This window comes from Dactylosporangium sp. McL0621 (assembly GCF_049995355.1).
Taxonomy (GTDB): domain Bacteria; phylum Actinomycetota; class Actinomycetes; order Mycobacteriales; family Micromonosporaceae; genus Dactylosporangium.
In genome coordinates this window covers 1,720,046-1,737,737 of record NZ_CP188259.1, presented here as the reverse complement: position 1 = coordinate 1,737,737, position 17,692 = coordinate 1,720,046, and the positions used below count along the sequence as shown (strand labels likewise).

At 72.7% G+C, this 17,692-nt stretch carries 17 protein-coding genes; 10 read left to right on the top strand and 7 right to left on the bottom strand.

Going from position 1 to position 17,692, the window contains the following annotated elements; translation table 11 throughout:
• Positions 1–128: 128 nt before the first annotated feature.
• Both ACPPVO_RS07920 and ACPPVO_RS07915 read left to right on the top strand, forming a co-directional pair.
• On the top strand, positions 129–362 hold the full coding sequence (locus tag ACPPVO_RS07920) for an Lrp/AsnC ligand binding domain-containing protein (RefSeq protein WP_426510591.1): 234 nt from the start codon (positions 129–131) through the stop codon (positions 360–362).
• A gap of 13 nt (positions 363–375) precedes the next feature.
• Positions 376–906, top strand: coding sequence for a DUF3515 family protein (locus tag ACPPVO_RS07915; protein ID WP_360369450.1), 531 nt, complete (start codon positions 376–378; stop codon positions 904–906).
• A gap of 42 nt (positions 907–948) precedes the next feature.
• Here the strand turns inward: ACPPVO_RS07915 and ACPPVO_RS07910 are convergent, their stop codons facing one another.
• The 3 genes from ACPPVO_RS07910 to ACPPVO_RS07900 all read right to left on the bottom strand — a co-directional run bounded on the left by ACPPVO_RS07910 (position 949) and on the right by ACPPVO_RS07900 (position 4,093).
• Positions 949–2,103, bottom strand: coding sequence for a cystathionine gamma-lyase (locus ACPPVO_RS07910; RefSeq protein WP_426510590.1), 1,155 nt, complete (start codon positions 2,101–2,103; stop codon positions 949–951).
• Between the two features lie 233 nt (positions 2,104–2,336).
• A complete protein-coding gene (locus ACPPVO_RS07905) occupies positions 2,337–3,368 on the bottom strand; it encodes an NAD(P)H-dependent glycerol-3-phosphate dehydrogenase (protein ID WP_426510589.1) in 1,032 nt (343 codons plus the stop codon).
• Complete coding sequence (locus ACPPVO_RS07900; RefSeq protein ID WP_426510588.1) at positions 3,365–4,093, bottom strand: lysophospholipid acyltransferase family protein; 729 nt, start codon at positions 4,091–4,093, stop codon at positions 3,365–3,367. The genes ACPPVO_RS07905 and ACPPVO_RS07900 overlap by 4 nt, the downstream gene beginning before the upstream one ends.
• Positions 4,094–4,166: 73 nt before the next feature.
• On the opposite strand from ACPPVO_RS07900, the gene ACPPVO_RS07895 reads away from it, so the two are divergent.
• Positions 4,167–5,252: a hypothetical protein gene (locus tag ACPPVO_RS07895; protein WP_426510587.1), complete on the top strand. Its 1,086-nt coding sequence runs from the start codon at positions 4,167–4,169 to the stop codon at positions 5,250–5,252.
• Between the two features lie 5 nt (positions 5,253–5,257).
• Complete coding sequence (locus ACPPVO_RS07890) at positions 5,258–5,455, top strand: cold-shock protein (protein WP_426510586.1); 198 nt, start codon at positions 5,258–5,260, stop codon at positions 5,453–5,455.
• Positions 5,456–6,000: 545 nt separating this feature from the next.
• Here ACPPVO_RS07890 and ACPPVO_RS07885 read toward each other — a convergent pair.
• Positions 6,001–6,432 (bottom strand): hypothetical protein, encoded by a 432-nt coding sequence (locus ACPPVO_RS07885; RefSeq protein WP_426514961.1) that lies wholly within the window; start codon positions 6,430–6,432, stop codon positions 6,001–6,003.
• A gap of 82 nt (positions 6,433–6,514) precedes the next feature.
• On the opposite strand from ACPPVO_RS07885, the gene ACPPVO_RS07880 reads away from it, so the two are divergent.
• From ACPPVO_RS07880 to ACPPVO_RS07870, 3 genes are read left to right on the top strand one after another with little or no spacing between them, the layout of a single operon-like run.
• The gene (locus ACPPVO_RS07880) at positions 6,515–8,779 is read left to right on the top strand and encodes an RNA degradosome polyphosphate kinase (RefSeq protein ID WP_426514569.1); all 2,265 of its coding nucleotides are present in this window, start codon (positions 6,515–6,517) and stop codon (positions 8,777–8,779) included.
• A gap of 28 nt (positions 8,780–8,807) precedes the next feature.
• Complete coding sequence (locus ACPPVO_RS07875; protein WP_426510585.1) at positions 8,808–10,334, top strand: CHAD domain-containing protein; 1,527 nt, start codon at positions 8,808–8,810, stop codon at positions 10,332–10,334.
• Positions 10,322–11,197, top strand: coding sequence for an NUDIX hydrolase (locus ACPPVO_RS07870; RefSeq protein WP_426510584.1), 876 nt, complete (start codon positions 10,322–10,324; stop codon positions 11,195–11,197). Before ACPPVO_RS07875 ends, ACPPVO_RS07870 begins: the two co-directional genes overlap by 13 nt.
• A 60-nt stretch (positions 11,198–11,257) precedes the next feature.
• On the opposite strand, the gene ACPPVO_RS07865 is transcribed toward ACPPVO_RS07870, so the two are convergent.
• From ACPPVO_RS07865 to leuC, 3 genes are all read right to left on the bottom strand, one after another.
• Positions 11,258–11,851: an HU family DNA-binding protein gene (locus tag ACPPVO_RS07865; RefSeq protein WP_426510583.1), complete on the bottom strand. Its 594-nt coding sequence runs from the start codon at positions 11,849–11,851 to the stop codon at positions 11,258–11,260.
• Between the two features lie 136 nt (positions 11,852–11,987).
• Positions 11,988–12,575 (bottom strand): 3-isopropylmalate dehydratase small subunit, encoded by a 588-nt coding sequence (leuD, locus tag ACPPVO_RS07860; RefSeq protein ID WP_426510582.1) that lies wholly within the window; start codon positions 12,573–12,575, stop codon positions 11,988–11,990.
• A 17-nt stretch (positions 12,576–12,592) separates the two neighbouring features.
• On the bottom strand, positions 12,593–14,011 hold the full coding sequence (gene leuC / locus ACPPVO_RS07855; RefSeq protein WP_426510581.1) for a 3-isopropylmalate dehydratase large subunit: 1,419 nt from the start codon (positions 14,009–14,011) through the stop codon (positions 12,593–12,595).
• A gap of 49 nt (positions 14,012–14,060) precedes the next feature.
• Here leuC and ACPPVO_RS07850 point away from each other — a divergent pair, with 49 nt between their 5' ends.
• From ACPPVO_RS07850 to ACPPVO_RS07840, 3 genes are all read left to right on the top strand, one after another.
• Complete coding sequence (locus ACPPVO_RS07850) at positions 14,061–14,747, top strand: IclR family transcriptional regulator (protein WP_223101757.1); 687 nt, start codon at positions 14,061–14,063, stop codon at positions 14,745–14,747.
• A gap of 419 nt (positions 14,748–15,166) precedes the next feature.
• Entirely contained in the window at positions 15,167–15,439 is a 273-nt protein-coding gene (locus tag ACPPVO_RS07845; RefSeq protein ID WP_426510580.1) for a hypothetical protein, read from the top strand.
• Between the two features lie 142 nt (positions 15,440–15,581).
• Positions 15,582–17,639 carry a hypothetical protein gene (locus ACPPVO_RS07840; RefSeq protein ID WP_426510579.1) on the top strand — a complete coding sequence of 686 codons (2,058 nt, stop codon included), beginning with the start codon at positions 15,582–15,584 and terminating at the stop codon, positions 17,637–17,639.
• Positions 17,640–17,692 lie beyond the last annotated feature (53 nt).

The window sequence follows — 17,692 nt, the reverse complement described above, 5'->3', positions numbered from 1 at the left end:
TGCTCGATAGTGTCGCCGAATCCGCGTGTCATGGCATGATCACGCACGGCGGTTGATTTGCCTCTTCCATTCTTGCGGTAGGTTGACGCCTGATCAGCGGACGGACGGCGCAGGGAGGGAGTCGTGTCGTGGTACAGGCATACATCCTGATCCAAACAGAGGTCGGCAAGGCCCGCGACGTGGCCATGGCCATCAAGGGCCTCAACGGTGTGGTGCGCGTCGACGCGGTCACCGGCCCGTACGACGTGGTGGTCCTCACCGAGGCCCGCAACATCGACGAGCTGGGCCAGCTCATCGTGTCAAAGGTCCAGCTGGTGCCGGGCATCACGCGCACGGTCACCTGCTCGGTGGTGCACTTGTAGTGGCACGACTGTCATGAGCACGGACGCGCCCGCGCGCCCGGGGCCGAGCCCGGCAAGGATCGCGACCATAGCCGCACTGCCCATCGCGCTGGTGGCCGGCGTCGTCGCCTTCTGGGGCCTCGGAGGGTTTCCTGGAAAGCCGGATTCCTCAGCGGTACGCGCTGAGGCGCCCCAGCTCGACCCGTCCCCGGCCGCGGTGTGCCGTGCGCTGGTCGCCCGGCTGCCCCAGGACCTCGGCGGCCTGCACCGTCGCCAGGTGACGGCCGGCGGCGAGCAGAATGCGGCGTTCGGCGACCCCGCGATCCTCCTGTCGTGCGGCGGCCCGGCGCCGGCGGTGCCGCAGGACGCGCAGCTGCTCGGCCTGTCCGACGTGTGCTGGTACCCGGAGGAGCAGTCCGGGCAGACGGTCTGGCACAGCATCGACCGGCAGGTACCGCTCCGCGTCGTGGTCCCGAAGGCGGCCGACGGCTCCTGGCTGGTGAACCTTTCACCGACAATCGTGGCGACGGTACCGTCGGCTCCGACCGGCGACCTGCACTGCTGAGCCCTGCCCTTCCCAACGTGCGGCGCGTCCGCGCGGCGGCGATCAGCTCAGCGCGGCATCCAGCGCCCGGCGCACGTCCGCGACCAGGTCCTCGGTGTCCTCGACGCCGCACGAGAAGCGCACCAGCCCCTCGGGTGCGTCGTCGCCCCACTGGGCCCGCCGGTCCGCCGAGGAGTGCAGCCCGCCGAACGACGTCGCGGCGAACACCAGCTCGGACGCGCCCAGGAAGCGGTCCACCGCCCCCTTGTCCGCGAGCACGAACGTCACGACGCCCGGGATGCGGCGCATCTGGCGGGCCGCAGCCTCGTAGGCGGGGTCGCCCGCGCGCCCGGGCCACCGCACGGACGCGACCGCGGGGTGGCCGGCCAGCAGCTCCGTCACCGCCGCCGCATTGGCCGTCTGCCGGGCCAGACGCAGGTCGAGCGTCCCGAGCGAACGGTGCGCGAGCCACGCCTCGAACGGGCCGGGAATGCCGCCCGTCCGCGCGCGCCACGTGCGGATCGTCTCGATCAGCTGCGGGTCGCGCGCGCAGACGTACCCGAGCAGCATGTCCGAGTGCCCGGTGAGCGCCTTGGTGGCCGAGGCGACCGAGAAGTCCGCGCCGAGGTCGAGCGGCCGCTGCCCGAGCGGCGTCGGCGTGGTGTTGTCGACCGCGACCAGCCCGCCGCCCGCATGCGCCCGCGCGGCGAGGTCGGCAATGTCACAGACGTCGAGCCCGGGGTTCGACGGCGTCTCGAGCAGCAGCAGCCGCACGTCGTCCGGCGCCGGGTACGGCCCCGAGGTCGGCATCGTCCGCACCTCGACCCCGCGCCCGGGCAGGTGCTCGCCGGCGAAGGCGCGCGTGAGGTAGTACCCGTCGGAGGGCAGCACCACGGCGTCGCCGGCCCGCAACGTGGCGAGCAGCACCGCGGTGATGGCCGCCATGCCGGAGGCGAAGACGACGCACTCGCCGCCCTCAAGGTCCCCGATCGCCTTTTCCAGGCTTCGGTACGTCCGGTTGTCCGACCGCCCGTACCCGTCCACACCCGCCTGCGGCCCCGCCACCGGATCAAGGTGGTAGGGCGCCCCGAACACCGGCGACGGCAGGAACGGCTCTCCCGCCACGGCCGCCGGCACCCCGGCGTGCACGACCCGCGTCCCATCCCCGCGCCCGAGCGCACCACTACCGTTCGCGTCCACGCTGCTGTCCCCCTTCATCCGATCACTTCCCCACCGCGCCCGGACGCGCTGTCGCTCGGAGGCGGCACCGTCGCCGCCCGCACCCGTCCGAGCCGAGCCGAGCACCCACAATGCACGGAGGCGACGTCGCCGTCACCGCCCGGACGCGCTCACGGCGATCCACCCACGCTGTACTCGGCGCAGAAGCGCTACCCGTAGCCCTGAAGCGAGGTCGCCGGGCCGGTCCCACGGAGCCGCCCAGGCCCGGTCGGTCACTGGCCGGTCGACGGTACGCCCGGACGCTCCGGCTTCGTCTCGCGTGCCATCAGCGCGGCCAAGGCCTTCAGCGGGTCGACGCCCTCGTGGCAGACCTGCTCGACCTGCTCCGTGATGGGCATTTCGACGCCGACGCTGTGCGCGAGGTCTCGGATCGACTTGCAGCTCTTGACGCCCTCGGCGGTCTGGCGGGTCGCGGCCTGCGCCTGCTCGAGCGTCTCACCGCGGCCGAGGCGCTCGCCGAACGTACGGTTGCGGGACAGCGGTGACGAGCACGTCGCGATGAGGTCGCCGAGGCCGGCTAAGCCCGCGAACGTCATCGGGTTGGCCCCGAGCGCCGCGCCCAGGCGCGCCGTCTCCGCCAGGCCGCGCGTGATCAGGGTCGCCTTGGTGTTGTCGCCGAACCCGAGCGCGGAGGCCATCCCGTAGGCGAGGGCGATCGCGTTCTTCACGGCGCCGCCGAGCTCGCAGCCGACGACGTCGTCGTTGGTGTACGGCCGCAGGTACCGCGTGCTGATCGCCCGCTGGACGAGCTCGGCGCGGCCGATGTCCTCGCAGGCCACCACGGTGCCCGCGATCTGCTCGGCGGCGATCTCCGGCGCCAGGTTCGGGCCGGTGACGACGGCGACCCGGTCCGGCTCCACCGCGGCGACCTCGACGATCACCTCGCTCATGCGCTTGAGCGTGTCGAGCTCGATGCCCTTCATGAGGCTCACGAGCGTCGCGTCCGAGCGGATGGCGCCGCTCCAGGCGGAGAGATTGGTGCGGAGGGTCTGCGACGGTACCGCCAACACGACCAGATCCGCGCCGTCGATCGCCTCGTGCGCGTCGGAGGTGGCCGTGACCGCGTCCGGGAGCCACATCTCGGGCAGGTAGTCCGGGTTGTGGTGCTCGTCGCGGATGGCGGCGGCGAGCTCGGGCCGGCGGGACCAGACGGTGACGGAGGGGGTACCGGCATCGGCGAGCACCTTGGCGAACGCCGTGCCCCAGGAGCCGGAGCCGAGGACGGCCGCACGCTGAATATTCATGCTGTCTGCTCTTCGGAGCGCTGGGCGAGGCGCTTCTGGGTCCAGAGCGGCGGCGGCGTGCCCCCGCGGATCTCCACCAGCATGTCGCGCAGGTGCAGCATGATGTGGTCGGTGATCTCGTTCAGCGTCTGGGCCGTCGGCTGGGCGTCCGACCAGGCCGACAGGTCCAGCGGGTCACCGGCGACGATGGTGACCTTCGCGCGCGGGAAGATCCTGAGCTTCTTCGTCCGCGGGTCGTAGATCTGCTCGGGCCCCCACATCACGATCGGGATGACCGGCGCGCGGGTGTCCAGCCAGAGCCGCGCCGCGCCGGTCTTGCCGCGCATGGGCCACAGATCCGGCTCCCGCGTCGTGGTGCCCTCGGGGTAGATGACCACGGCCTCGCCGGCGTGCACGCCCGCCCGCGCGGCCTCGAGGGCCTTCACGGCGTCGGTGGTGCCGCGGCGTACGGGGATCTGGTGGACGGCCTTCAGCAGGTAGCCCAGCACCGGTACCTCGAACAGGCTGGACTTGGCCAGGAACGAGGGCCACCGGCCGGAGTCGTAGATGTAGTGCGCGACGGCCAGCGGGTCCGCGTGGGAGATGTGGTTCACGACGATGATCACCCCACCGTCGGCCGGGATGTGTTCCATCCCTCGCCAGGTGCGGCGGGTCAGCACCTGGATCGCGGGCTTGACGGTCATGACGGCGAAACGCCGCCAGAAGCCGAGCCTCCGCCGCACCATCTCACCCTCCCCTCACGGTTCTGCTGCGAATCATGCCACTGCCGGGCGCCCGGTGGCCGTGTCAGGATGGCTCATGCACTGCCACGGCCAGTCGACGACCCAGCCGGCCGCGCCCGAGCGGGCGGCGGCCTGGGTGGCGGTGGTCCCGGTCAAGCCGCTGCGAGCGGCCAAGACGCGCCTGCGGGGCGCAGTGCCGGAGGCCGTACACCCCGATCTCGTCCTGGCCATGGCACGCGACACGGTAGCGGCCGCGCTCGCCTGCCGCGCGGTCGCCCGCGTCGTGGTGGTCTGCGACGACCCGACGGTGTGCGCGGAACTGGCCCAGCTCGGCGCGTTCTGCCTGCCCGACGCCCCTGGGGCGGGCCTCAACGCCGCCCTGGCCTACGGCGCCGAGGCCGCCCGCCAGCCCGGCTCCACGCGCGGACGCGCGGACGCGGCGCCCACGGAACCGAACCGCCCGGAGGCAGCGCTCGTCGCAGGCCGATCCGGCCGCGGGCGCGGACGCGCCGAGGCCGCATCCGTGGGGTCCGAGCGCCCAGACAGGACGCCGGCCGAGCCGGACCGCCCGGACGCGGTCGGCGGGTCCGCGCGGCAATCCGAGGACGCGCGCGGACGCGCCGACGCCGTATCGGCCGGCTCGAACCGCCCGGACGGGGCGCTCGAGGTTTCGGCGATGCCTCCCGAGGGTGTCGAGGCCGCCCTGGGCGTCCTCGCGCTGCCCGCCGATCCGCCCGTGATGCCTCCCGAGGGTCTCGAGACCGCCTTGGGCGTCGTCGGGCTGACCGCCGACCCGCCCGCGACGCGAGCCGAGAGTCCCGAGGTCGCCCTCGGCGTGGTCGCTTTGACCGCCGACCTGCCCGCGATGCGACCCGAGGATCTCGAGGCCGCGCTGGTCGCGGCCGCTCGGGCGGGGCGGCGGGCGTTCGTGCCCGACCTGGAGGGCACCGGCACCGTGCTGCTCGCCGCGCCCGCCGGGGAGGCCCTGGCACCGCAGTTCGGGCCCGGGTCGGCGGCGGCGCATCTGCGCTCGGGCGCGGTACGGCTCGATGGGGCCTGGCCGAGCCTGCGCCGTGACGTGGACACCGCGGCCGATCTCGATGCCGCGGCGCGGCTGGGACTCGGCGCGCATACCGGACAAGTCCTCTGCGCGGTAGCGTGATCGGCATGCAGGGCACGGTGGCGACGTTCGACGACGAGAGTCGCACCGGGACGGTGCTGCTCGACGACGGGGTCGAGGTGACGTTCCCGGCCGCGGCGTTCGACGCGTCCGGGCTGCGGCATCTGCGGCTGGGTCAGCGTGTGCGACTCGACCACGACGATGTGGGCATGATCACGAAGGTCACTTTGCCCACCCTTCCGTAGTGGCCAAGCAGCGGGAAGTTCATGTTCAGACCGGCACAAACGGGCCATGATGATCCGGTGGACGAGAGCACGACCGGTCGAAGCCGCCCGCGCAGCGCCGCCCAGCGGCCCGAACCGGCTAGTGCGCCGCCCAAGACGACGAGGACCGGTGGGAACGGGGCCCCGGCCCGGGCTCGTCGAGCCACCAAGGCCGCGCGCACTGCGCCGGCCGACGAAGCCACGGTGAGCGAGGTCACGGTGAACGAGGCCACGACAGAGTCGGCAACCGCGTCCGAGCGGGTGCCGGCTCAGAAGACCCCGACAAGGCCCCCGGCTGCCGAGGAAGCGCAGCCTGAGCGCGCGGAGGCGGCGGCCACGGCGGCCAAGGCCACCGAGGCGGAGGTCAAGGCCGGCGAACCGGCAACGGCCAAGGCTGGAGCGACCGAGCCGGCGGCGACCGAGCCTACGGCGACAGGGCTGGGAGCGAGCAAGCCCCAGGCAGCCGGGGCGGCGAACGTGCCGGAAGGACTTGCGCCCGGGGCGATCGGGCCTCGGACGTCCTCGCGTCAGGCGGCCAAGCCCACGGCGGACCAGCCGTCGGCCGATAAGCCGTCGGCCGATAAGCCGTCGGCCGATAAGCCGTCGCCCGCAACGACGCCCGCCGTGAAGCCGGCGACCAGGCCCGCGCCCGCCACCGCACGCCCCGTCACCAGGCCAACCACTGCCACGAAGGCGGCACCCGCCCGGCCCGCAGCAGCGGCAGCGGAGCCGGCAACCGCCGCAGCGGCCGGATCCAACGGAGCAGCCGGAACCAACGGAGCAGCCGGAACCAACGAGGCGGCCTCGGCCAACGGAGCCGGCTCCCAGAACGGAGCCGCCGCGACCGGGACGAGCGGCGCGAACGAGCCCGCCGCCCCCGCGAGCGGCGCCAAACCGGCGATCAACGGTCGCCGCACGGGTGCCGCCAAGCCGATCGAGGACGCCGCCAAGCTGGCCAAGGCCGCCTCCGCGCAGGCCGGGAGCGCCGCTGAGCCGCCGGCGGACAACGCCACCGCGCGAGCCGGAAACGCCCCCAAGGCGATAGAGAGTGCCGCTCAGCCCGCGAACGAGGCCGGGCCCCGCCCCAGCAACCCCGCCGAGCTCGAGGCCACTCAGAGCACGACAGAGGGCGGTCAGAGCACCAACGGAACGAACGCGAGCGCGACCGGGGCGGACGCGACCGCGCGCAACGGGGACGCCGCCACGGAGTGGTTCGGGTCCGAAGGGAGCACTGTGCAGGCACAGGAGGACGAGAAGCCGCTGCCGGAGGACCGGTATCTCAACCGCGAGCTTTCCTGGCTGGACTTCAACGCCCGGGTGCTGACCCTCGCCGAGGACCCAACGACGCCGCTGCTGGAGCGGGCCAAGTTCCTCGCCATCTTCGCCAGCAATCTGGACGAGTTCTACATGGTGCGCGTCGCCGGCCTGAAGCGGCGCCTCCAGACCGGCCTGCCGGTGCGCCGTCCCCCGGGCTTCCTGCCCCCTACGGAGCAGCTCGAGCAGATCGCCGAGCGCACGACGGGCCTGATGGCGCGCCAGTCGCGGGTGTTCGCCGAGGAGATCGCGCCCGCGATGGCCGTGGAGAACATCAACATCGTTCGCTGGACCGAGCTGGACCCGGCCGAGCGCGAGCGGATGCGCGCCTCGTTCCGCGAGCAGATCTTCCCGGTGCTCACGCCGCTGGCGGTCGATCCGGCGCACCCGTTCCCGTACATCTCCGGCCTGTCGCTGAACCTGGCCGTCGTGGTGCGCGAGAAGGACGGCGGGCCGGAGCTGTTCGCGCGGATCAAGGTGCCCAACAACGTGCCGCGGTTCTTCGCGCTGCACGCGGCGCGCGACGGGGCGCGGGTGATGCGCTTCCTGCCGGTCGAGGAGCTCATCGCCGCCCACCTCGGGCAGCTGTTCTCGGGCATGCAGGTGCTCGAGCACCACCTGTTCCGGGTCACGCGCAACGCCGAGGTGGAACTCGACGAGGATCGCGACGAGGACCTGCTGCAGGCGCTGGAGCGCGAGCTCGCGCGGAGGCGTTTCGGGCCGCCGGTGCGCCTGGAGGTCGCGGCGTCCATCTCCGACCACGTGCTGGAGCTGCTCGTCCGCGAGCTGGACATGGACTCCCACGACGTGCTGCGTGTGCCCGGGTGGCTCGATCTGACCGCCCTGTGGGAGGTGTACAACGGCGTCGATCGTCCGGACCTGAAGGACCCGCCGTTCGTACCCGCGACGCACCCGCACTTCGCCGAGGGCGAGACGCCGCGCAGCGTCTTCGCGCGGTTGCGCGACCACGACATCCTGGTGCACCACCCGTACCACTCGTTCTCCACGAGCGTGCAGCGCTTCATCGAGCAGGCCGCGGCCGACCCGAACGTGCTGGCGATCAAGCTGACCCTGTACCGCACCAGCGGCGACTCCCCGATCGTCGACGCGCTCGTCGACGCGGCCGAGGCCGGCAAGCAGGTGGTCGTGCTGGTCGAGGTCAAGGCGCGCTTCGACGAGAAGGCGAACATCGGCTGGGCGCGGACGCTGGAGCGGGCGGGCTGCCACGTGGTGTACGGCCTGGTCGGCCTCAAGACGCACACGAAGACGGCCCTCGTGGTGCGCCAGGAGGGCAACCACATCCGCCGCTACTGCCACATCGGCACCGGCAACTACCACCCGAAGACGGCGCGGCTCTACGAGGACTACGGGCTGCTCACGGCCGACCCGGAGGTGGGCGCCGACCTGACCGACCTGTTCAACGTGCTCACCGGCTACAGCCGTCAGACGTCGTACCGCCGGCTCCTGGTCGCCCCGCACGGGGTGCGCCGGGGCATCATCGAGCGGATCGAACGCGAGGTCGCGTACGGCGCGGACGGTCTCGTCCAGCTCAAGGTGAACTCGCTGGTCGACGAGGAGCTCATCGACTCGCTGTACCGGGCGGGCCGCGCGGGGACGCGGATCGACCTGATCGTGCGCGGCATCTGTGCGCTGCGCCCGGGCGTGCCGGGCCTGTCGGAGAACATTCGGGTCCTATCGGTCCTGGGCCGGTTCCTGGAGCACTCGAGGGTGTTCCGCTTCGGCCATGGCGCCCGCGCGGAGTACTGGATCGGCTCGGCCGACCTCATGCACCGCAATCTCGACCGCCGCGTGGAGGCGCTGGTCCAGGTCACGGACCCGGCCTCGACGGAGGAGCTGCGCCGGGTGCTGACCCTGATGATGAGCGACGACACCGGCGCGTTCGAGCTCTCGGGCAACGGCGAGTGGCACCGCCGGCCGGGCAAGAACCCCCAGGAGGCGCTGCTGCGCCGCATCGTCGACCGGGTGGAGTGAGTCCGTCCAACCTCTTTAGGGTGACTGGATGCTGGAGGAAGAGCGCAAGTACCTCGCCGACGACGGATTCACGATGCCGGACCTCGGCCTCGCCGGGCGGGTGAGCGCGCGGGAGCCGGTGACGCTGCGGGCGACCTACTACGACACCCCGGAGCGGCTGCTTGCGCGCCACGGGGTTTCGCTGCGGTACCGCAAGGGCGACGCCTCGTCGAAGGTGTGGACGGTGAAGCTGCCTTCCTCGCGGGCGGGGATCCGCCACGAGCACTCGCGCCCGTCCCAGGGCGCGGGCGTGGTACCCCCGCAGCTGCTCGACCTCGTCACCGCCTATCGGCGCGGGCGCCGGCTCGCCCCGGCCGCGATCCTGCGCACGGTGCGCACCGTGTACGAGGTGTGCGACGCGGACGGTGAGCTGCTGGCCGAGGTGGCCGACGACGCGGTGAGCGTGCTCTTCGGTCGCGACGTCGCGCTGCGCTTCCGCGAGATCGAGGTGGAGCGCGCCGGCGGCGACCGGCGGCTGCTGGACCGCATCGAGGAGCTTCTGCTGGGCGCGGGCGCGCAGGCCGGCGCGTTCGTGCCCAAGCACGTGCGCGCGATGGAGGCGTTCGCGCCCCTGGACGCGCCCGTGCTGGTCGCGCCCGCGCGGCGGCGCACCGCCTACGCCGGCGACGTGGTCACCGAGGCGATCCGCCGTGACGTGGTGCGCATCTTCAAGCACGACCCCTTCGCGCGGCTGCGCGAGACGATGCCCAACGGCGACACCCCGGTGCACCAGATGCGGGTCGGCACCCGGCGCCTGCGCAGCGACCTGCAGACCTTCCAGGCCCTGCTGGACCCCCACTGGACGGCGCGGCTGCGCGGCGAGCTGACGTGGCTGGCCGGCGCGCTCGGGGGTGCCCGGGACGTGGAGGTGCTGCGGGAGCGCCTGCACCGCACGGCGGCGGCCGACCCGCTGGTGCCCGCCGACCCACGCGCGGTCGCGCGCATCGACGCGGCGCTGGCCGCCCGGCAGGACGCGGCGCTGCGGGAGCTGGACGAGGCGCTGCATTCGCGGCGGTACGTCAAGCTCCTCGACGCCCTCATCGGCGCGGTGGAGGCGCCCCGGCTGGCGCCCCTGTCCTGGGAACGGGCGGAGGATGTGTTGCCCGGCATCGTGCGCAAGCCCTGGCAGCGGCTCGTCGAGGGCGGCAGCGGCGTCGTCGGCGCGGGTGAGCTGACCCCGGATCTGCCCGACGATGACTGGCACGAGGTCCGCAAGCGGGCCAAACGCGCCCGCTACGCCGCCGACGCGGTCTCGGCGGTGGTGGGCCCGGAGGCGCAGCAGCTGGCCAAGGCGGTCGGGCGGGCGCAGGGAGTGCTCGGTGAGCACCAGGACGCGGCGATCGCCGCGGACGCGTGGCTGGCCGCGGCCGCCGCCGAGCCGGGCGATCACGACCTCGCGGTGACCGCGGGACGGCTCTTCGAGCGTGAGCGGGCCGCGGTCACACGCGCCCGCGCGGACTTCCCGGCCGTGTGGGAGACGGTCATGGAGGATAGAAACATCGCATGGCTGAAGTGAACTCGGTGGTCCGCGCGGCGGGCGGCGTGGTCTGGCGGCGGTCCGCCGACGGGGTCGCGGAGATCGTGCTGGTGCACCGGCCCCGATACAACGACTGGTCGCTGCCGAAGGGCAAGCTGGACCCGGGCGAGCACGAGCTGACCGCCGCGGTGCGGGAGGTCTTCGAGGAGACGTCGGTCGAGGCGGTACCGCAGGTGCGGCTGCCGTCCGTGCGGTACCTGACGGGCGAGCCGGGCGTCGAGAAGAGCGTGGACTTCTGGTCGATGCGCGCGGCCGCGTGGGCGCCGCGCGCCGCCGACCATGAGATCGAGGAGGCCCGGTGGGTCCCCGCGACCGATGCGCACACGCTGCTGAGCTACGCGCACGACCGCGGCGTCGTCCGCGCGTTTCTCGACGTCCCGCCGGTGACGGGGGTCGTCGCGCTGGTACGCCATGCAAAGGCCGGCAAGCGCAGGGAATGGCACGGTCCGGACGCCGAGCGGCCCCTGGAGCCGTCCGGGGAACGCGACGCGCGGGCCCTCAGCGGGCTGCTGACGCTGCTTCGGCCGGACCGGGTGGTGTCGGCCACCCCCCTGCGCTGCCGGCAGACGGTGGCGCCGCTGGGGCTGCCGGTCACGGTGGATCCTGCGTTCGACGAGCAGGCCGAGGCCGGACCGGCCGCGGAGGCGCTTGCGGCCCTGGCGCTGCGGGGCGGTACAACCGTGGTCTGCAGCCAGGGCAAACTCATGCCGGCGCTGCTCACCGCGCTCACGAACCGGGCCGACGTCGACTTCCACACCCGCAAGGGCGCCGGCTGGGTGCTCTGTTTCGCCGGCGCTCGCGTCGCCGGGCGGGACCGGCTGGCGCCGCTGTCGCTGCGATAGCGGCCGGAATGGCGAAAGGGCGGCCCCGCGATTGCGGGGCCGCCCTTTCTGCGATCTTGCCTACTTGGCGGCGGCCTTCTTGGCCGGAGCCTTCTTGGCGGCGGTGGTGGTCTTGGCGGCCGTGGCCGTCGTCGTCTTGCGAGCCGTCGTGGACGCCGCGGCGCGGGTCGTCTTGGCGGCGGTCTTCTTCGCCGGAGCGGCCTTCGTGGCGGCCTTGGCCGGGGCGGTCTTGGTCGCGGCGGCCTTGGCCGGAGCGGCCTTCGCCGTCGTCGCCTTCGCCGTCGTCGCCTTCGCCGTGGTGGCCTTGGCGGTCGTCGCCTTCGCGGTGGTCGTCTTCGTCGCGACGGCCTTCTTGGCGGCCGCGGCGACCTTCGGCACCTTGCCGCTGGCGACCATCTCGCGGAAGCTCGCGCCCGCGCGGAACGCCGGAACCGACGTCTTCTTCACCTTCACCGCTTCACCGGTGCGCGGGTTGCGGGCGGTTCTCGCACCGCGGATGCGCTTCTCGAAGACACCGAAACCGGTGATGGCGACCTTGTCGCCCTTGGTTACGGCAGCCTGGATCTCGGCCAAAACCGCGTCCAGCGCCGCGTTCGCCGACTTCTTGTCGCCCAGGCGTGCGCTGAGCGCCTCGATGAGCTCGGCCTTGTTCACGTTTCCTCCCGTACCAGAAATGAAGTCCCTATGGGCAAGGTATCCCAACGCACACAGGATACAAACATATGACGGAAAAGAAATCGTTGTGGAGTAACGGATCTGGCCGAAGGCTCATCGAGACGCCCTGCGGGGGCTAGCGAACGACGGGTGTCCACTCCGGACGGCCTTGTTCGAACGCGGTGATAGCGTCCTCGTGGCGAAGGGTGAGGCCGATGTCGTCGAGGCCTTCCAGCAGCCGCCAGCGACTGAAATCGTCCAGGGGAAAGTCCCATTCGTTTGCCCCTGCACGCAACTGGCGAGCCCGGAGGTCGACCGTTACCTCAAGCTTGGGGTCGGCCTCGATCGCGGCCCACAGCTTCTCCACGTTTTCCGTGCCGAGCTCGACCGGCAGCAGACCGCCCTTGAGCGCGTTTCCCCGGAAGATGTCGCCGAAACGCGGCGCGACGACCGCCCGGAAACCGTAGTCCTGCAAAGCCCATACGGCGTGCTCACGCGATGATCCGGTGCCGAACTCGGGCCCGGCGACGAGGATCGAGGCGCCCTCGTACACGGGATTGTTGAGCACGAATTCGGGGTCGGAGCGCCAGGCGTTGAACAGCCCGTCGGCAAACCCGGTGCGGGTGACGCGCTTGAGGTAGACGGCGGGGATGATCTGGTCGGTGTCCACGTTGGACCGGCGCAGCGGAACGGCCGTGCCGGTGTGGACGGTGAACTTGTCCATGAGTGTCCGTGTCCCTTTTAGTTCAGGTCGGCAGGGGCGGCGAGATGACCGGCGACGGCGGTCGCGGCGGCGACCGGGGGCGATACCAGGTGGGTGCGGCCACCACGGCCCTGGCGGCCCTCGAAGTTTCGGTTGGAGGTCGAGGCGGAGCGCTCGCCGGGCTTGAGTGTGTCGGGATTCATACCCAGGCACATCGAGCAGCCCGCGAAGCGCCACTCCGCGCCGGCCTCGGTGAAGACCTTGTCGAGGCCCTCCTCCTCCGCGGCCGCGCGCACGGAAGCGGAGCCGGGCACGACGAGCATCCGGACGCTTTCGGCGACCCTGCGCCCGCGCAGCACGTCGGCCGCGGCGCGCAGGTCCTCGAGCCGGCCGTTGGTGCAGGAGCCCAGGAACACCACGTCGACCGCGACGTCGCGCAGCGCCGTGCCGGGGGTCAGCGCCATGTACTCCAGCGCCTTCTCCGCCGCGACGCGCTCGGCGTCCTCGGTGAAGTCGTCCGGGCTGGGTACGAAGCCGCCCAGCGGCGCGCCCTGGCCGGGGTTGGTGCCCCAGGTGACGAACGGGGTCAGCTGCGAGATGTCCAGCGTCACCTCGGTGTCGAACTTGGCGCCGTCGTCGGTGCGCAGGCTCGTCCAGTAGCCCTTGGCGCGCTCCCAGGCGTCGCCCGTCGGCGCGTACTCCCGGCCCTCGATGTAGGCGAACGTCGTCTCGTCCGGCGCGATCATGCCGGCCTTGGCGCCCCACTCGATCGACATGTTGGAGATGGTCATCCGACCCTCCATGGACAGCTTCTCGATCGCGGGGCCGCGGTACTCCACCACGTGCCCGCGCCCGCCGCCCGTGCCGACCTGGCTGATGAGCGCCAGCACCAGGTCCTTGGCGGTGACGCCGGGGCCGAGCTCGCCGACGACGTTGACCGCCATCGTGCGCGGGCGCGCCTGCGACAGCGTCTGCGTCGCCAGGACGTGCTCGACCTCCGAGGTGCCGATGCCGAACGCGAGGGCGCCGAACGCGCCGTGCGTGGAGGTGTGCGAGTCGCCGCAGACGATGGTCATACCGGGCTGGGTCAGGCCCAGCTGCGGTCCCATCACGTGGACGACGCCCTGCTGCGCGTCGCCGAGCGAGTGCAGCCGGATGCCGAACTCCTCGGTGTTGCGCCGCAGCGTCTCGATCTGCGTGCGCGAGACCGGGTCGCTGATGGTCAGCAGGTTGTCGGTCGGCGTGTTGTGGTCCTCGGTCGCGATCGTCAGCTCCGCGCGCCGCACCGGCCGGCCGGACATGCGCAGGCCGTCGAACGCCTGCGGGCTGGTCACCTCGTGCAGCAGGTGCAGATCGATGTAGAGCAGGTCGGGCTCGCCTTCGGCGGACCGCACGACGTGCGCATCCCACACCTTCTCCGCCAGCGTGCGCGGCTGCTGTTGTGCTTCTCCCACCATCTGGACATCCTAAAATTTGGGAGGTATGTTTCGGTCTGTGGGACACAGTATGAGCGGTGTCGGCGTGCTCGACAAGGCGGTAGTCATCCTTGCCGCCTGCGTCGACGGCGCCAGCCTGGCGGAATTGGTGGAGCGGACCAAGCTTCCGCGCGCCACCGCGCACCGCCTGGCCCAGGCATTGGAGATCCACCGCTTACTGGTCCGCGACGCGCAGGGGCGCTGGCGGCCGGGCCCGCGCCTGGGCGAGCTCGCCAACGCCGCGCCCGACGTCCTGCTGACCGCCGCGGAGCCGATGCTGACCGCCCTGCGCGACGCGACAGGCGAGAGTGCGCAGTTGTACCTTCGCCGCGCCGACGAACGCCTGTGCGTGGCCGCGGCCGAGCGCGCCAGCGGTCTGCGCGACACCGTGCCGATCGGCGCCGTGCTGCCCATGACCGCCGGCTCGGCCGCGCAGGTGCTCCTCGCGTGGGAGCCGCCGGAGGCCGTGATGCCGCTGCTGCCGCGCTGCAAGTTCACGGGGCGCACGCTGGCGGAGGTGCGGCGGAGGGGCTGGGCGCAGAGCGTGGCCGAGCGCGAGCCGGGCGTGGCCAGCGTGTCCGCGCCGATCCGGGACCGTACCGGGCGGGTGATCGCGGCGATCAGCGTGTCCGGCCCGATCGAGCGCCTGGGCCGGCGCCCGGGCGACCGCCACGCGATGGCCGTGGTGCGCGCGGGGCAGCGCCTGTCGGGCTTGTAGGCCGGGCTTCCCCGTACATTTTCAGCTTGCTCGAACCGGCTCGGCGTCCGCCCGGGCCGGTTCTGCACGTTCCCGGTGGGATTCCGCTCCCGGCGACGACGCCGCGTTGCGCAACTCAAGTCTGCGCGCCGGCGCCCGGGCGGCGCCGGCATTGCCGTCCTTGGCTCCGCGCCCTGGCGAACCGCACCGGATTGCGCCGGCGCTGCCGTCCTCAGTTTCCCCGAACCACACCGGGTTGCGCCGGCGCCGCCGTCCTCGGTTCCGCGCCCTGGCCGACCGCACCGGGTTGCGCGGCGCGCGGACGCGCCTACCATCGGCGGGGCGTTCCGTGCGGAGTTCCAGGTGGACCGGCGCGGGCGCGTACTGCATCGGCGGATCCGGGGCGCGGTCCCGGAGCGCATCAGCTGGAAGGAACGCCAGTGCCCGATTCGACCACCCCAGCCAGCCCCGAGCCGGACGGCTCGGCGGGCCTTCACGCCTCCCCCTCGTCCGGTACACCGGCCACCCCGTCCGGCCACGGTCCGGGCGGCCCGGACTCGCCGGACTCCCCCTCGACACCGCAGGAACCGCAGCTCCCGCCGCCCGCTCAGTCCGGCGGCACCGGTGGCAGCGGCCGCGGTGGCTGCATGTCGCTGATCATCGCGCTCGTCGTGTTCATCGCGGCGATCCTCGGCATCGCCACCCAGCTCTAGACCCAGATCGGCACCGGCGGCCGACGCGACCGCGACGACATCGCGGTCGCGTCCGCGCGCCGTCCGCCGCCGTTTCGGCGGATTCATCACCATGCACTCCCCCGCTACCATCGCGCTCACATCCAGCGGGGGAGGCAGAAACATGGCAAGCACCGATAATCCGTCACAATCCGCCAGCGACGACGGGAGATCGGCAACCAGCCAGGACCCGGCCGCCGAAACGGCGCCGCCCGAGGGCGCGAGCGCTGCAGAGACCGGGGCCGCCACCACCGACGACCTGGCACCGGACACGACCAGAAACAACGTCGCGGCCGAAAGCACCCCGGCGACCGAGGAGACCGCCACCGGCCGCACGGAGGACGCGGGCACAGCGGAGGCCGAAGACGCCGCCACCGAGCGCACGGTGGCCATGGCCGCGGCAGACACACCCGAGACCAATGCCGCCGCCACCACAGGCACCCCGACCGGCAGCCAAGCACCCGGCAGCTTCACGCCCGTCGACGACGTGCTCACCGGGGCCTTGTCCGCCGACGGCATGCACAATGACGCCGAGGCGCCCGTGCGGTCGCGGCGTCGGCTGGCCCTGGTGCTCGGGACCGCGGCCGTGATCGTCGCGGTGGTGGCGGCCGGCGCGGCGTACGCGGTGAAGCAGCGCTGGGACAAGCCCACCGGCGCGCTGCCCGAGGACCGCCTCCCGGCCTCGGTCGCGGCGTTCGCGCGGGTCAACCTGACGCCCGGGCTCGGCCAGCGGGTCAAGTTCGAGGAGCTGCTGCGCCGGGCGAGCGGCGCCCCGGCCCAGGTCGACGGGCTCGAGCGCGAGCTGTTCGAGGGCCTTCGGACGCCGATCACGTACGCGGACGTCGCGCCATGGTTCGACGACCGCATCGGGGTGGCGATGTGGGCCGCGCCCGCGCACCCGGACCGTGCGGTGACGCTCGTCGTGGCGTCGGCTACGGACGACAAGAAGGCACGGACGTCGCTGGAGACGCTGCAGCGCAAACGCGGGACGGACCGGATCGGCTTCGTGGTCGAGGACGGGTACGTCCTGGTGGCCGTCGGTGAGCTGGACGCCCAGGACGCCGCGGCCGCGGCGGCCGACGAGGCGAAGCGGGCGCCGCTGGCCAAGGATGCCGCGTTCAGGTCGGCGATCGGGACGCTCCCAGGCGACCAGCCCGTGATCGGCTGGGCGGACCTGCCGCGGGCCACCAAGCTCGAACCGGACCTGAGCGAGGCGTTCCTCGGCGAACTGCCGGGCGCGGAGGTCTTGGGCCAGTACGGCGGGCCCGTCCCGAGCGCCGCATCCGGGCCGCCGGCGAGTCCGAGCGCGGGCGCCGGGCGGCCGGCCCTGGACCTCAGCGGCGTCGCCGTCGTCGGCCTGCAGGCGGCTGACGACGCTCTCGAGGCGACCGTGCGGCTGATCGGGGTCGACGGGCTCCCCCTCGGTACCGATGCCGGAAGAACGGACGTCGTGAACGCTCTCGGCGCCCTTTCGGGCGATGCCTCGGCCGCGGGCGTCCTCGCGGGGCCGATCGGGGACCCGGCGAAGTTGCTGGGCCCGGACGCGGGTGCTCTGCTGCTGGGTCTCTTCGGCACGGTCATGCCCGGGGCGGTGCCCATCATGATCGATGGCTCGCCGCCGAACCGCGTGATCTCGGACGGGGAACTGGAGCAGTACCTCCGCGAGCACCCGGAGATCTTCGGAGAGCTGCCGCCCGGCGAGCTTGAGTCCATCGAGATCGGCGGCCTGGAAGGGCTGCAGCCGCTGCCGAACCTCGGGAAGCTCACCGAGCGGCTCTCGAGCGGCGTGGGGGCGGCGCAGGCGGTGTCGTTCACGGTGGCCGGCAAGGCGGACGAGCAGACGCAGGCGGAGCCGCTCCTGCTCGACCTGCGAATGGCGGATGCGGGCGCGGCCGCGCGGATGCGCGACGAGGTCGCGACGGATCTGACGAAGATCAGCAAGGTCACCTGTGAACAGCACGAGGACCACGTGGTGCTGCGCTCGGCCGCGTACACGGGCGGAACGTCGCGGCTGGCCGACAATCCGCTGTTCCAGCGCGCGATGGCGGGCGCGGTCGCGAGCCCGGTGGCGGCGGTGTACCTCGCGGGGTCGTCGGTCGGCGACCCGTTCCGGGCGGTCGGGGTGACGGCGGGCCGCGCGGGCGCGGACACGGTTCTGCACGCGCGACTGGTCCTGGCTTAGGAGAGCCGGGCCCGGAAACAGATCAGCCGCCTCGAGGTCTGGTTCCTCGAAGC